Origin of the sequence: Acrocarpospora catenulata (assembly GCF_018476525.1) — a bacterium.
GTDB classification, from domain to species: Bacteria; Actinomycetota; Actinomycetes; order Streptosporangiales; family Streptosporangiaceae; genus Acrocarpospora; species Acrocarpospora catenulata.
In genome coordinates this window covers 46629-59793 of sequence record NZ_JAHCST010000013.1, presented here as the reverse complement: position 1 = coordinate 59793, position 13165 = coordinate 46629, and the positions used below count along the sequence as shown (strand labels likewise).

The 13165-nt window shown below is 68.5% G+C and carries 12 protein-coding genes and 1 pseudogene; 3 read left to right on the top strand and 10 right to left on the bottom strand.

Annotation, left to right across the window (positions count from 1 at the left end):
• Positions 1-2 precede the first annotated feature (2 nt).
• The 3 genes from KIP79_RS15945 to KIP79_RS15935 form a co-directional block, all read right to left on the bottom strand.
• Positions 3-986, bottom strand: a complete 984-nt coding sequence (locus KIP79_RS15945; RefSeq protein ID WP_214105588.1) for an AAA family ATPase — start codon at positions 984-986, stop codon at positions 3-5.
• Between the two features lie 19 nt (positions 987-1005).
• Entirely contained in the window at positions 1006-1803 is a 798-nt protein-coding gene (locus KIP79_RS15940; protein ID WP_214105587.1) for a S1C family serine protease, read from the bottom strand.
• Between the two features lie 101 nt (positions 1804-1904).
• Complete coding sequence (locus KIP79_RS15935; protein WP_214105586.1) at positions 1905-2831, bottom strand: SDR family NAD(P)-dependent oxidoreductase; 927 nt, start codon at positions 2829-2831, stop codon at positions 1905-1907.
• 86 nt (positions 2832-2917) lie between these two features.
• Here KIP79_RS15935 and KIP79_RS15930 point away from each other — a divergent pair, with 86 nt between their 5' ends.
• The gene (locus KIP79_RS15930) at positions 2918-3505 is read left to right on the top strand and encodes a TetR/AcrR family transcriptional regulator (RefSeq protein WP_214105585.1); all 588 of its coding nucleotides are present in this window, start codon (positions 2918-2920) and stop codon (positions 3503-3505) included.
• Between the two features lie 32 nt (positions 3506-3537).
• Here the strand turns inward: KIP79_RS15930 and KIP79_RS15925 are convergent, their stop codons facing one another.
• Positions 3538-5526 (bottom strand): heavy metal translocating P-type ATPase, encoded by a 1989-nt coding sequence (locus KIP79_RS15925; RefSeq protein WP_308169742.1) that lies wholly within the window; start codon positions 5524-5526, stop codon positions 3538-3540.
• A 66-nt stretch (positions 5527-5592) separates the two neighbouring features.
• Between KIP79_RS15925 and KIP79_RS15920 the strand changes: the two genes are divergently transcribed.
• Positions 5593-5949 (top strand): ArsR/SmtB family transcription factor, encoded by a 357-nt coding sequence (locus tag KIP79_RS15920; RefSeq protein WP_214105584.1) that lies wholly within the window; start codon positions 5593-5595, stop codon positions 5947-5949.
• A gap of 34 nt (positions 5950-5983) precedes the next feature.
• On the opposite strand, the gene KIP79_RS15915 is transcribed toward KIP79_RS15920, so the two are convergent.
• From KIP79_RS15915 to KIP79_RS15905, 3 genes are all read right to left on the bottom strand, one after another.
• Positions 5984-7402, bottom strand: coding sequence for an RCC1 domain-containing protein (locus KIP79_RS15915; RefSeq protein WP_214105583.1), 1419 nt, complete (start codon positions 7400-7402; stop codon positions 5984-5986).
• A gap of 312 nt (positions 7403-7714) precedes the next feature.
• On the bottom strand, positions 7715-8872 hold the full coding sequence (locus tag KIP79_RS15910; RefSeq protein WP_214105582.1) for a tetratricopeptide repeat protein: 1158 nt from the start codon (positions 8870-8872) through the stop codon (positions 7715-7717).
• Between the two features lie 238 nt (positions 8873-9110).
• A complete protein-coding gene (locus tag KIP79_RS15905) occupies positions 9111-9992 on the bottom strand; it encodes a GAF domain-containing protein (protein WP_214105581.1) in 882 nt (293 codons plus the stop codon).
• A 144-nt stretch (positions 9993-10136) separates the two neighbouring features.
• Here KIP79_RS15905 and KIP79_RS15900 point away from each other — a divergent pair.
• A pseudogene (locus KIP79_RS15900) lies at positions 10137-10313 on the top strand (S1 RNA-binding domain-containing protein); the annotation flags it as partial.
• 80 nt (positions 10314-10393) lie between these two features.
• Here the strand turns inward: KIP79_RS15900 and KIP79_RS15895 are convergent.
• From KIP79_RS15895 to KIP79_RS15885, 3 genes are all read right to left on the bottom strand, one after another.
• Positions 10394-11218 carry a hypothetical protein gene (locus KIP79_RS15895; protein ID WP_214105580.1) on the bottom strand — a complete coding sequence of 275 codons (825 nt, stop codon included), beginning with the start codon at positions 11216-11218 and terminating at the stop codon, positions 10394-10396.
• 98 nt (positions 11219-11316) lie between these two features.
• Entirely contained in the window at positions 11317-11736 is a 420-nt protein-coding gene (locus tag KIP79_RS15890; RefSeq protein ID WP_214105579.1) for an SRPBCC family protein, read from the bottom strand.
• Positions 11737-12167: 431 nt separating this feature from the next.
• Positions 12168-12926: a hypothetical protein gene (locus KIP79_RS15885; protein ID WP_214105578.1), complete on the bottom strand. Its 759-nt coding sequence runs from the start codon at positions 12924-12926 to the stop codon at positions 12168-12170.
• Between the last annotated feature and the right edge of the window lie 239 nt (positions 12927-13165).

The window sequence follows — 13165 nt, the reverse complement described above, 5'->3', positions numbered from 1 at the left end:
GATCAGCGGTCCTGGAGGACGGCATCGGGTGCGCGTACGGCCCCGAGCACGCTCGTCACGATCGTGTCGGCGTCGACGTCGTCGGCGAGGGCCTCGTAGGAGAGCACGATCCGATGGCGCAGCACGTCGAGGGCGAGTTCGATGACGTCGTGGGGGAGCACGTAACCGCGGCCGCGGAGGAACGCCAGGGCGCGTGCGCCGATCACGAGCGCGATCGAGGCGCGGGGACTGGCGCCGTAGTTGACGTACCGTTCCAGCCGGCCGAGCCCGGCGTTGCCCAGGGCGCGGGTCACGGTGACCAGGCGCACGGCGTAGTCGACGATGGAGGGGTCGACGTACACCTCCCGCACGCGTGCCTGCATCCCGATCAGATCGTCGGTGGTGAGCATCGCCTGCGTCGGCTCCGGCGGACGGAGCGCGCGGTCGACGATCGCGTGCTCCTCGGCGCCGCCGGGGTAGTCGACGAGGACCTTCATCATGAACCGGTCCACCTGCGCCTCGGGCAGCGGATAGGTGCCCTCCGACTCGATCGGGTTCTCGGTCGCCATGACCAGGAACGGCTCGGGCACCCGGAACGTCTCGCGGCCGATGGTGACCTGGTGCTCCTGCATCACCTCAAGCAGCGCGCTCTGCACCTTGGCCGGAGCGCGGTTGATCTCATCGGCCAGCAGCAGGTTCGCGAAGACCGGCCCCAGCTCGGTACGGAACTCGCCGGAGTGCTGATGGTAGATCCGGGTGCCGATGAGGTCGGCGGGGACGAGGTCGGGAGTGAACTGGATCCGCTGGAACTGCCCGGTTATCGCGGCGGCGAGCGATTTGACGGCGAGCGTCTTGGCCAGGCCGGGCACGCCTTCGACGAGCAGATGACCGCCGGAGAGCAGGGCGACGGCCATGCGTTCCAGCAGCACATCCTGGCCGACGATCGTACGTTTGACCTCGAACAGCGCACGTTCGAGCGGGTGGGTGGACTTCGCGGGAGAGGTCATCGGGGGATTCCTTCGTCGCTCAGATCAGGGGTCCGTTTCCGTCGCCGTCGCCGTCTCCTCCGGACAGAGCCGTACCGATGGGCACCGCGAAGGCGATACCGGCGAAAGCCTCGTCTTTGCCCGGATCGGCGATCGAGACGACGATGCCGATGACGAGCCCTTGCGCGTCGAGAAGGGGGCCGCCCGAGCTGCCCGGGTTGACGGAGGCGTCGAACTGGATGAGCCCCTCCAGATCGCCGTCGTCGGATTCCGACGTCCGGTTCAAGCCCGAGATGACGCCGGAGGAGACGCTGAAGGTCAGCCCCAGCGGATTGCCGATGGCGACGACGGGGGCGCCCACCTCCCCGCCGCCGCCTAGAATCGCTGGAACGAGGACCTCGGGCAGGGACGCCGGCATGAGTAGCGCGATGTCCTGACCGGGATCGGCCGATGTGACCCGTGCCCGCGCCTTGGTGCCGTCCGAGAAGGTGACGCTGATGGCCTTGGCGCCGGCGATGACGTGGTTCGCGGTCACGATGGTCCCGTTGTCCGCTGCGATCACGCCCGTGCCGATCGCGTCGTCCGTGCGTATGACGACCACGGAGGGCCCGACCTGCTGGAAGATCTCCGACACCGTGGGACTGGTGGTCGCCGTCGGGGTGGGACTCGGGCTGCGTGACGGCGCGTCCTGCGTGCCGGTCGTCCTGCCGAGCAGGAATGCGAGCACCACCAACAAGGCGACCGCACCCACCCCGCCACCGATCAGCAGGCGACCCGGAACTCCGGCCTTGACCTGCCGCGATCCATCAGCGTCCGCCCTCTCGGGCCCGCGTTCCACCGCTTCAACGTACAAGTGCAAGCTGAAAAAAGGATTAAAAGTCACGTGTGTCCGCTTGGGCCTCCAGAACGGCAGGACCGTGATGCGGACGACCTCATCGCTCAGACGGGCATGCGAACACCGGCGAGCCGGGAGAGCTCATCCCAGACCCGTGTCGTCTCGGCGGCGCTGAGAGATGTCGAGGGCGCTCGCTTCTGCTCCAGCACCGGCGCGCCGCGAAATGAGCCGCTCGGGGTGAAGTAGTCGCCGCCGTGCGCCCCCGGATCGACGAGCGCCCGCACAGCGGACCACGCGGCGGTGTCCTTCCCCTGTGCCCACGGTGCCAGTAAGTGTCGGCGCTGTGCGGTGGTCTCGTCGTGGACCCCGGCGCGGCACGGCGTCCGGCCGTCGACGCCTACACCGGGTCGCGACAGCAGCGAGAGCACCGGCATCCCGTTCTCGCGCAGTCGGCGGTCGAGTTCGTACGCGACGATTTCGACGAGGGTCTTCGCCTTCGTATAGGTGAAGACCCACTCGCGGGAGGTGCCCGTCAGGTCGTCCACCCGTTGCGGGAACATCCGCACGAAGCCGGTCGAGGTGTGCACGATACGGGCGGGTACGGCATGGGTGCCGGTGGTCGCGAGCGCGGGCAGCACCCCGGCGATGAGCGCCATCGAGGCCAGCACGTGCGTGCCGAGAAGCACGGGATGGCCGTCGGTCGTGGAGGCGGTGCTCCGGCGATCCATCGAGCCGCCGTTGAGCAGGATGCCGTCGAGCCGGGGGAGGGCCGCGAGCTCCTCGGCCCCGCGGCGCACAGCGGCGAGATCCGCGAGATCTGCGACAACCTCGCTGCTGCTGCCCTTCGGGGCGTACGCGGCGAGTGACGCCCGTGCCTTCGCCAGCTTGGCCGGGTTGCGCGCGACCAGCACGACGTGTGCGCCGGCGGCGGCCAGCTGCTCGGCGGCGAAGTATCCGATGCCTGCGGTCGACCCCGTGACCGCGTACGTGCGGCCCTGCAGGTCGGGAAGGTGGAGTGGGTCCCAGAGCATGCCGTCTCCCATCGAAACCGGATGACCTATCCGTTTTTAAGGTACAGCAAAACGGATGACTCATCCAATTCGGTTAACATGGAGGCATGACACCCGCAGTTCGCGCCGACGCCTTGCGCAGTCGTGAGCGCATCCTGGCGGCCGCCCGGGGACGGGAGGTCGGCGACCTACGGCTGAACGAGGTGGCCCGCGCCGCGGGAGTCGGTGTGGGGACGGTGTACCGCCATTTTCCGACCGTGCAGGCGCTCGTCGAGGCGCTGAGCATCGAAACGCTCCGTCACCTGCGTGACCTGGCCGAGTCGGCGTCAAGAGAGCCCGATCCGTACGTGGCCTTGCGGCGTTCACTTGAGGGGGCGCTTGAGCTCCAGCTTCAGGACGGCGGTCTCCAGACCCTGATCGTCGCCCCCGAGACACTCGGCGAGGAGAGTCGTGCGCTGCGGGCCGAGGTCGATGCCGCGCATGCCCAGATACTCACCCGAGCACAGCGGGAAGGCGCCGTCCGCTCCGATGTGACCACCGAACAGCTCCAACGGCTCGTGTGCGGACTGGAGCACGCGGTGCGGCTCGGCGCTCCCGGGGACGGTCCGCTGCTGCTCGATGTCGCGCTTGGCGGCCTGCGCGTCGATGTGCCCGCAACGCGCCGGGCGCCGGGCGCGGTGCAGGCGACGGAGTAAAGGTTCAAGCCCGCATGGGCAGTTGGTGAGGATCAGGGTGAGGCCGCTCCTGTGGTCGGGGTAGCGGCGCGTCGCCAGGTGGCGTTGCGGAGCAGGCGCAGGCCGTTGAGGCCGACGATGACGGTGGAGCCCTCGTGGCCGGCCACGCCGAGCGGCAGCGGCAACTCGCCGAACAGGTCCCAGGCGGCCAGCACGATGATGAAGGTCGCGGCGATGACGAGGTTGGCGATCACCAGGCGGCGGGCGCGCCGGGCCAGGGCGATCATCGCGGGCACGGTGGCCAGCTCGTCGCGCGTGATGACCGCGTCGGCGGTGTCCAGGGCCAGGTCGGAACCGGCGCGGCCCATCGCGATCCCGGCCTGGGCCGTGGCCAGGGCGGGGGCGTCGTTGACCCCGTCGCCCACCAGCGCCACCCGGGCGCCGCCGTCCTGAAGTTCACGCACCGCGCTCACCTTGTCGGCGGGCAGCAGGCCGGCGCGCACCTGGGTGATGCCGACCTGGCCGGCCAGCCTGCTCGCCGCCCGTGGGTTGTCGCCGGTCAGGAGCACCGGCGTGGTGCCGGTCAGGGTCGTCAGCCGGGTCACGGCCTCGGCCGCGCCGGTCCGTACGCGGTCGGCCAGGGCCAGCACCGCGGCGGGGTGGCCGTCCAGCAGCATCACCACGGCGCTGTGCCCGCCGTCTTCGTGTTCGGCCACCACGTCACGGGCCGCGGTTCCCTCGGGGATCAGGTGGGCGGGGCTGCCGACCTCGACCAGGCGCCCGTTGACGCGGGCGCGTACGCCACGTCCGGGCAGGGCGGTGAACTCGGTGGCCGCGGGCACCGGCAGGCCGGCCTGGCGGGCCGCGGCGACGATCGTCCGGCCCAGGGGGTGTTCTGAGCCGTTCTCGGCGGCGGCGGCCAGCGCGAGCAGCTCGTCCCGCTCGGTGGCCTGGCCGGGGAGGGGGCGGATCTCGGCCAGGTGGGGTCGGCCCTCGGTGAGGGTGCCGGTCTTGTCGAAGGCCACGGTGGTGACGTCGGCGAGGTGTTCCATCACGACGGCGGACTTGACCAGGACGCCGTGGCGTCCGGCGGTGGCGATGGCGGCCAGCAGCGGCGGCATGGTGGCCAGCACGATGGCGCACGGCGATGCGACGATCATGAAGGTCATCGCGCGCAGCAGGCTGTCCTGCAGGTCCTGGCCCAGCGCGAGCGGGATGGCGAACAGTGCCACGGTGGCGGCGACCATGGCCACCGAGTAGCGCTGCTCGACCTTCTCGATGAACAGCTGGGTGCGTGCCTTGGTAGCGCTGGCCTGTTCGACCATGGCCACGATCCGGGCGATCACCGTCTCGGCGGCGGGGCGGGTGACGCGGACGCGCAGGGCGCCGGTGCCGTTGAGGGTGCCGGCGAAGACCTCGTCGCCGGGCTGTTTGTCCGCCGGCATGCTCTCGCCGGTGATGGAGGCCTGGTCGACGTCGCTGGTCCCGGTGACCACCTGGCCGTCGGCGCCGATCCGCTCCCCGGGGCGTACCAGGATCACCTCGCCGACGGCGAGCGTGGCGGCCTCGACCACTTCCTCCTCGCCCGCCTCGTTTATCCGGGTGGCCCGGTCGGGGGCCAGGTCGAGCAGGCCGCGTACGGAGTCCTCGGTGCGTTTGGTGGCCACGGCCTCCAGCGCGCCGGAGGTGGCGAAGATCACGATGAGGAGGGCGCCGTCGAAGACCTGCCCGATCGTGGCGGCGCCGATCGCCGCCACGATCATGAGCAGGTCGACGTCCAGCGTCCGCTCGCGCAACGCGCGCAGCCCGGACAAGGCGGGTTCCCAGCCGCCGGCGGCGTAGCAGGCCAGGTAGAGCCCCCACCACAGCCAGGCGGGGGCGCCGGCCAGCTGGACGGCACCGCCCGCGGCGAACAGCGCGGTCGCCGCGATCGCCCAGCGCACTTCGGGCAGAGACCCGGCCCCCGACCGCCACCACGATGGGGGGCGCCCGGGTGGGGCCGTGGCCTGCCGGGCGGGAGGCGTTCTCAGTTCAGTCACCACAGTTGCATCGTACCTGCGCACTCACGTAGGTATGCAAGCAGTGAACTCCGCAGGTACGCTGGCGGCATGCACACCTCGCTACCCGACTTCGAGATGCCGAACGAGGAACAGGTGCACCTGGCCGCCGAGTCGTTCCGGCTGCTGTCCGACCCCACCCGCATCAAGATCTTGTGGGCGCTGCTGCAGGGCGAGTCATCGGTGGCCTGCCTGGCCGAGCTCGCCGGGGCCGCGCCGACCGCCGTCAGCCAGCACCTGGCCAAACTCCGCCTGGCCGGGCTGGTCAAGGGCCGCCGCGAGGGCACCTTCGTGTACTACCGCGCCGCCGACGAGCACGTACGCCGCCTGCTGGCCGAAGGCCTCTTCCACGCCGACCACATCGACCGCGGCGAACCGGACTCCTCTCCGGTTTCCTCCTCCGTATGACGGTTCCTGGCGCGGCCGCGCCAGGAACCGTCGGTCAGGACAGGGTGAGCAGGAGCGACAGGGATTCGGTCCGGTCAGGATCCTTCTCCACCGACGCGTCCACTCTGATCGGGACTGCTCCCTCCGTCCGGCTGTCACCGGTCAGGGTGATCTTCGTGTCGCCCTTGGAGGGGACGACCGCCGGATCGACCGTCGCCTTCACGCCGTCCGGCAGTCCGCTCACCGTGAACGTCCGCTCCTCGGCGGTGTTGTTGGTGACCAGCACCGAATCGTTGAGCCGTACGTCGGTGCGCTCCGCCACGATTCCGGCGGAGACCGCCGCGTCGCGGAGCACGAACACGCCGAGCGGTGACGCCGAGATCGCCTGCACGCCGGTCAGTCCCGGGACGAGGAACGGCGACATCTGCTGCTGCGTGATGGCGCACGAGCCGAGCATGCAGTACGTCGCGTTGCCCAGGGAGTAGATCCTCCCGTTCCTGATGGCGAAGCTGCTCTGGGTCGATGCCGCGATGGCGTCGACGTCGGCGAGTTCGTACATCCAGCGGGGGGACAGGCTCTCCTGGACGCTCCACGTGTTGAGCTGGTAGGACGCGTTCGACCCCCAGCCCATCACATGGCCGCTGGACAGCAGCGCCAGACTGTGCTGGCCGCCTGCCGCGATGGCCGTCACACCGTAGAGGTTGCCCAGCACCTTCACCGGCCGGGTCCGCTGCGTCTTGGTGCCGTCACCCAGCTCGCCGCTGATGTTCCGGCCCCAGGAGAACAGCTCCGCCGTGCCGCCGGCCAAGGCCACCGTGTGGAACTCGCCGGCGGCGATGGCGGTGATACCGCCCTGGATGATCGCCACCGGATACCACCGGGTGATGGTGGTGCCGTCGCCCAGCTGCCCGTTGGTGTTACGCCCCCACGCCCACGTCCGGCCGCCATGGTCGATGGCGAAGGCGTGCTTGCTGGAGGCGAACACCTTGGTGATCGGCGGCAGGCTCGTCACCTGAGTCGGGGCGATCCGCCGGGAACTGGTTCCGAGGCCGAGCTGACCCGTGTCGTTCTCCCCCCAGGTCCAGACGGTGCCATCGGACCGCAGCGCCACGCCGAAGCTCTCCCCGGCCGCGATGTCGACCACGTTGTCCAGCTCGCCGAACCGCTGCGGAGTGAAGATGATCACCGAGCCCGGGGCGGTGTGCGTGAAGAACTTGCCCCAGTGCCACACGCGGCCGTCTCGGTCGAGAGCCACGGTGTAGTTCACGCCTGTGGCGACCTTGGTGTATGTCTCACCCCCGATGACCTGGACCGGGTCGTGCGGGGGAGAGGAGAAACCGGCACCCAGGCTGGCCTGCCCGTTGGCTCCCCAGGAGTGGGTCTGCGGCGCGATCAGATCGGCCCGCGCCGGGCTCATCGGTACGAACAGTGTCGCCGTGACCGCGAACGCGATCACGGCACGTAAGAACTTCATGAAGCCTCTCCGTGTTTCGGTCGTATGTCTTCACCTCCAGGGAAACGGAGGCGGAGAGGCCGGGACGAGGTCCACTCACCACGGGATTGCGCGGGTTACTGGTTGGTCGTGGTCGCGACACCGCGGGAGCCGAGCGCACCTGGCTGATCGCCGCCCAAGGACTCCGCCAGGCAGGACTCCGTCGAACAGATCGTGGCGGAGAGTCCCAGTGCTGTGAAGACCTGGCCGAGTGGGCCGGAGCCGAACGTGTCAGCCGGTCTGATCCGGACATCGTGGTCGGCTGGAGAATCCTCGAGGCGACCGATTACGGCACTAGCCCGGAATGCGACCCATGTTGCTTACCTTGATGATCGGCACAAAGACCGCCAGCATCCAGGCGAAATGGAGGACGGTGACCGTGATCCAGGCGCGTTCATCCGTAACCTGAACGGCCGCCATGATGATGGAGGTCGCCATGAGGCCGCCGGTGATCAGCAGGTAGATGCACAGCGTCAGGCTGGCGGTGAGGAACCGCCGGGGCTGTCCGGGGCCGAGCCACCAGCGCAGGGCCGGCCACAGCAGCAGGCTCAGCACGGCGACGACGGCGGCCGCGACGGCCACCGCCCCAGGACTGGGCGGTACTTTTTCATCCAGCACGGCAATGCCGAGCCACACCGTGACGAGGAGCGGCAAGAAGCAGAGCCAGCCCGCGAAACTCGTCGCCGAGACGGCGAGCTTGTCGGGGAGTGTGACATGGAGTTCGCGGGACACGGCCCGCCGACGCTGGATGGCGGGGCCGATCCTGTCGCCGCCGCGCCAGATCCTGATCGCCCGGTAGATCCCCCATCCGGCCACGCCCACCGCGAGGACGATCAGGACTCCCACCAGGGGGAACTCGTCCTGAGGTCGGTCGACTTCCAGCAGGTCCTCGATCCTGCGGCCCAGCCATTTCAGGATGGTGGCCCCGAACATCAAGCAGAGGATGCTCACCACCAGGAGCACCCCTGGGCGGATCGAGGTCCAGGAGGAACGCCTCTCCACCTGTTCCTCGGGCGTCGGCTGGGTTTCCGGTTCCCCGGCCGCCAGCTCGGCCGCCTTCGCGGCGTGGTAGTCGGCCTCGAGCAGCAGGTTGCGCTTGGGGTCTGCGGCGTACGCGTCGGCCAATGCTTCGTGGGCCATCCAGAGGTCGGGATCGATCTCAACCGCGCGCCGACCGTGGGAGATCGCCTGGGTGACGTCACCGAGGAGACGGAACAGCCTGCTGGCTAAGACGAGTTCGCGTGCTTGGAGGTCCGGGGTGACGATCATCGCCCGGTCGATTGCCTCGCGGGCGGCGTGAGGACTGCCCTCAAGGATGTGGACGTGGGCCAAGACAAGGATGGGACCGGGATCGTGTGGATGCTCCGCTATCAGGTGGTTCAGCCGGGTGCGAGCCTGATCAAACCGTTTCAGAGTACACAGTTCTAAAACATGATCGTACTCACTCTCCATTTCTCCAGCTTAGCCAGGAGATCGGCGTGTGGAGTCTGCGCGCGAGCTCACTGCCGCAGTTCGATCTCGCGCTCGAACGCATACGGGGCGTGCCCCGGCGTGAAGGACACGTTTAACTCCCTGGACCACCAACGCCCGCACCTGATCACGCATTGCTCACGCGTGGATGACCGCACATGAGAAGGCTGGGCATGATCGTGGCGGCCTGCAGCGTCAAGACGTTGTAGGTCCTGCGACTTCAGGGGCCTGGCAACAACACGCTTACGGCGATGCCGGCAGGCTCCGCGGAGCCGGTCACCGGTTGTGCCACCAGCGTGGCGATGCGGCCGTCGGAAAGGGCGACCTCCCGCGTTGCCGTCCGCCCCTCCGCGATCAGGCTCACGGCGGAGTCCTCCAAGGCGAGTTGATCGCGGCGGCACAAGCCCCTGAGCGGGGAGCCCGGCGTGCGTCTGGCACCCTGCGACCGGAGAAACGTCTCCAGCAGCGCACGCTCGCGCTCGGTGGCCATCTCGATCAGTTGCTCCTCGACGGCGGCGGCCGAGCGCCGGGCCAGGGTCATCATCTCCACGTTCGCCCACTCGTTCGGGCAGACGACGCAGACGACGCCGTTCAGGCGCCCGCTGAGCGGATCCCGTACCGGGGTACCCACAGCTGTGAACCTGCGCAGCACCTCGGCGTAGTGCTCGTTGCCCGTGATCTGGCAGGTGCGCCGCTCTGCCAGCACCGAGCCGTGGGCGTTGTTTCCCATTTCCGCCTCGGTGAAGCCGAAGCCGGGCGCGGCGCCAACCTCGTCCATCGCCCTGCGCATCGCTGGTTCACCCACGTTGCGCAGGACCATCGCGCCGTTGGCATCGCCCAAAAGCATGCATACCGGGGTGTTCGCGATGGTGGTCCCCAGTCCCTCGAACACGGGCCGGGCCGCGCGCACCAGGCCACACTCAAAGTCCAGGCCCTCGATCACGGGCGCATGGGCGATGCCGGGGCTGAGCCCCGTCGCCTGGCACCGTCGCCACGAGTGCACGATCTGGGCGCGTACGTCGTTCCCGGTGGTCCCCCCACCTAGGAACCGCTCCACGATCTCCTCGGTGGCTCCTCTCCCGTCGTCCCAGATATCCGTCATTTCGCCATAATACGAACAAATGGTATTATTATTCTCACTAGCGGGCAAAAGGATACCCCCTTTCGGGCGATATGGTGGCGCGGCTTATATCGGATGCGATCTGCTCGTGATGTCGGGTCCGGCGTCGAAGATTTCGAAGCCCGCCTATCGCTGCGAGCTACCCAACCCGACCTGTTCCAGGAGTTCGCGCGCCGCGCTCACGTGGGGCAGATCCTGCACGGTCCGGTCACCAAGCTGGTGCCCTTCGGCGTCTTCGTCCGCGTGGCAGACGGCATCGAAGGCTTGGTCCACATCACCGAACTCACCCCATCGACTGCCGAGGAAATCAGACGCTGCGGTCCAGGCCGGCGACGAGGTCATCCTCTTCTACCCGGTCGTCTGGTGGGACCCGGCTGCGGCCGTCACGGTGTCGCCGGGTGCGCGGGGAGGGGCTCGGACGGGGCCGGCTCGTGGTGCGGGTCCGCGAGGTCGTGGGCCGAGCGGGCCAGCCAGATCATCATCAGGACGTCGGCGGCCGCCTTGGCGTCGCTGTAGACGTTTCCCATGCTAGTGAGCAGCCCGCCCACCAGCCCGAGAACGAGCGGCACCACCAGGGAGGCGATGCCGTACCGGACGGTGGCCCGCTGCCAGCGGCCGTCCCGCCACTGGGCGCGCAGGATCAGCACCGTCCAGACCAGGCCGGCCAGGCCGCAGAGCGCGATCAGAACGCCGGGCAACGGCCAGTCGAGGACGTCGAACACCTCGATGGCGGCGATGCCTCCGTACGCCAGCACGCCCGCGGTCCGCGCGGGATCGGCATACGCCAGGTTGCGTCCCAGCACTTGGTGGAACAGCATCACGACCGCCCCCATCACCACGGCGTCGAGCGCCACCGCCCACCAGGGCCAGAACGGCATTACGGCGTAGAGCAGCCAGGACACCACCGCGGCGTACAGCCCCACCCGCAGCCGCCGCGTGTCCCGGTCCAATTCCGGCGGTGGCCCGGCCAGCGGCCCGCGCAGGCTCTGCCACAGCGCCCAGGCCCACGGCATGCCGACCAGGACCAGGATGAGGACGTTCTGCCACGTCACCGCGACGCCTTCGCCCATCTCCGCGAACAGCGTCAATCGCCACAACGCGCCGAGGCCACCGGTGGTCAGCGCGATCACGGCGGCGACCGCCAGCGCGAGGATGTACCCGCCCGCGATGAGCAGGGCGGGACGGCCGAAACGGTAACGACCGGACACGTGACACTTCCTGGGGGAATGGGAATGAACGCCCCACCTTAGCGAGCCGCCGCCGCGAAGTCGATCAAGAATCCCGAGGGGATGCTGTCCAGCAGGCGTCAAGTGCCGAGCGTCCGCCGCAGGGCGTCGAGGCCGCCGCTCAAGACGCGGTGGACGATGGCGATCGCCTCCTCTTCGGTTACCCCCGCCGCTGTGAAACTGCCCGACCATTCCACCTGGGATCTTTCCGGTTCGCCGGGAACCTCGTGTACGACGATGGTGGCGCGGTAGTCCTGTACCGGAAGGGGCGGCTCCGGGGCGGAGTAGCTGTAGGTGCGGGCCCGCTCGTCGAAGTGTTCGAGGCGCTCGACGATGACGCCGCCGTCCTTGGTGGTGACCCTGCGAACGCGGCCACCCTCGAGGAGCTCGCTGCCCGTAATGGAAGGCAGCCAGTCGGGTAGCGAGTCGAAGCCGCCGATGAGCCCCCAGACGCGGTCGGGCGAGGCGGCGAAGTCGGCGGATGCGGTCGTGCTGGCCATGATGATCTCCTGAAGCCGGGGCGCTCATGTGGCGTGTACGATGCGCCACCTTTTCGCATGTGCACTCCTGTGTGTATCTTCACTCGGACCCGCGATCCAGGCTTCGCGGAGACACGGTCGTGTTAACTCGACGGCATTGGCGCCACGGTTTTCACCACGCGTTCCAGACGTGGTCGGCTTGTGGAAGAGAAAAGTCCAGCGACATGGTCACGGCGAGATCGCTCCCGAGCGGGCCCGCGTCTCGGATCCTTCCGCTTTGACTCACGTGCACGCTGTGACCGTTGGCGTTGGAGTCGCCGTGTCGGTCTGTGCGGGGTGGCGTTCGAGGCCCCAGCTGCGGATGTCCGCAGCTGGGGTTAAGCGATCGGCGCGCGCGATGCCGTCGCCGCCACCACGATCACGATGCTGTGTCTCGCGGCGATGGGTTCTGGTTACGAAACCTGGGCAGTGGAAGCGCTCCAGGTGTTGCAGTACTTGGGGTTGCGGGAGTTGAAGCCGCGGTTCAGCCAATACGTGATGGCCTTGGCTGAGCCGTAGATGTAGCCGACCTCTTTGCTCTTCTCGCGGACGATGGACTTCCACTCGGCCGTCTTGCGGGGCATCGACTTGTAGACGCTCGCGGTGAAGGCGGCACCCAGGCAGACGGCTTGCAGGTGGAGGCGGCGGACGCTCTCGGCGAACCCCTCCTCGTCCTCATCGGGGTCGGGGGCGGTCTCGGCCCAGCCGGCGTCGAGGCGCGTGAGACTCTGGACGTGCTGGCCGTACAGTTCGGCCGTGGTGAGGAAGATGTAGAGGTCGTTGGGCTCGAGGTTGAGCAGGCGCCGGTCGAGCACGATGGCGATCGTCCGATTGAGCAAGCAGTAGTCGTAAATGGTCTCCTTCTCCCACTTGCTGCCGCAGAAGCGGGCGGGGTTCTTGGACAGCAGCGTGACCTTGGGTTTCGCGAACTTGTGGCCGGTCTTGGCCAGGTGCTTGGACCAGGCCTTGTTGAGGCAGCCCACCACGCTGGTCACGTACGCCTTGGCGATGGGGAAGTTGTTGCGTTTGCTGATCGGCTTCTCGGCGCAGGTCGTGCGGGCGATGGCGCCGGCAGTGTAGAGGCGGTTCACGGCGGGGTCGTCGGCAACACGTGCGAACGCGGCGCTGCTCGGGATCAAGCTGGCGGCGAGGAACGCGGCGATGGGAACCATGATTCGGATCACGAGTCCCATATCGTTGTGGATCGCTTACTGCATGGCAAATGGGTAGTTAGGCCGCATCCCGGGCTCAACGAGACGGGAAGGCCGGGAACCTCGCCCGAGAAATCTTCGATGCGGCGTTGGACCGCGACCGCCGCGAACACGGCGGACAAGGCCAGGACCGCGAGCATTGACGCTCCGATCCTGGCCTTGAGGCGAAGGAGCATTGCGCCTCCTTGGTGGGGGAGCGT

Bases quoted from the DNA above. Each gene is read 5' to 3' on its own strand.
- KIP79_RS15945 (WP_214105588.1), bottom strand. From the start codon at position 986: ATGACCTCTCCCGCGAAGTCCACCCACCCGCTCGAACGTGCGCTGTTC.
- KIP79_RS15935 (WP_214105586.1), bottom strand. From the start codon at position 2,831: ATGCTCTGGGACCCACTCCACCTTCCCGACCTGCAGGGCCGCACGTAC.
- KIP79_RS15930 (WP_214105585.1), top strand. From the start codon at position 2,918: ATGACACCCGCAGTTCGCGCCGACGCCTTGCGCAGTCGTGAGCGCATC.
- KIP79_RS15920 (WP_214105584.1), top strand. From the start codon at position 5,593: ATGCACACCTCGCTACCCGACTTCGAGATGCCGAACGAGGAACAGGTG.
- KIP79_RS15915 (WP_214105583.1), bottom strand. From the start codon at position 7,402: ATGAAGTTCTTACGTGCCGTGATCGCGTTCGCGGTCACGGCGACACTG.
- KIP79_RS15910 (WP_214105582.1), bottom strand. From the start codon at position 8,872: ATGGAGAGTGAGTACGATCATGTTTTAGAACTGTGTACTCTGAAACGG.
- KIP79_RS15905 (WP_214105581.1), bottom strand. From the start codon at position 9,992: ATGACGGATATCTGGGACGACGGGAGAGGAGCCACCGAGGAGATCGTG.
- KIP79_RS15890 (WP_214105579.1), bottom strand. From the start codon at position 11,736: ATGGCCAGCACGACCGCATCCGCCGACTTCGCCGCCTCGCCCGACCGC.
- KIP79_RS15885 (WP_214105578.1), bottom strand. From the start codon at position 12,926: ATGGTTCCCATCGCCGCGTTCCTCGCCGCCAGCTTGATCCCGAGCAGC.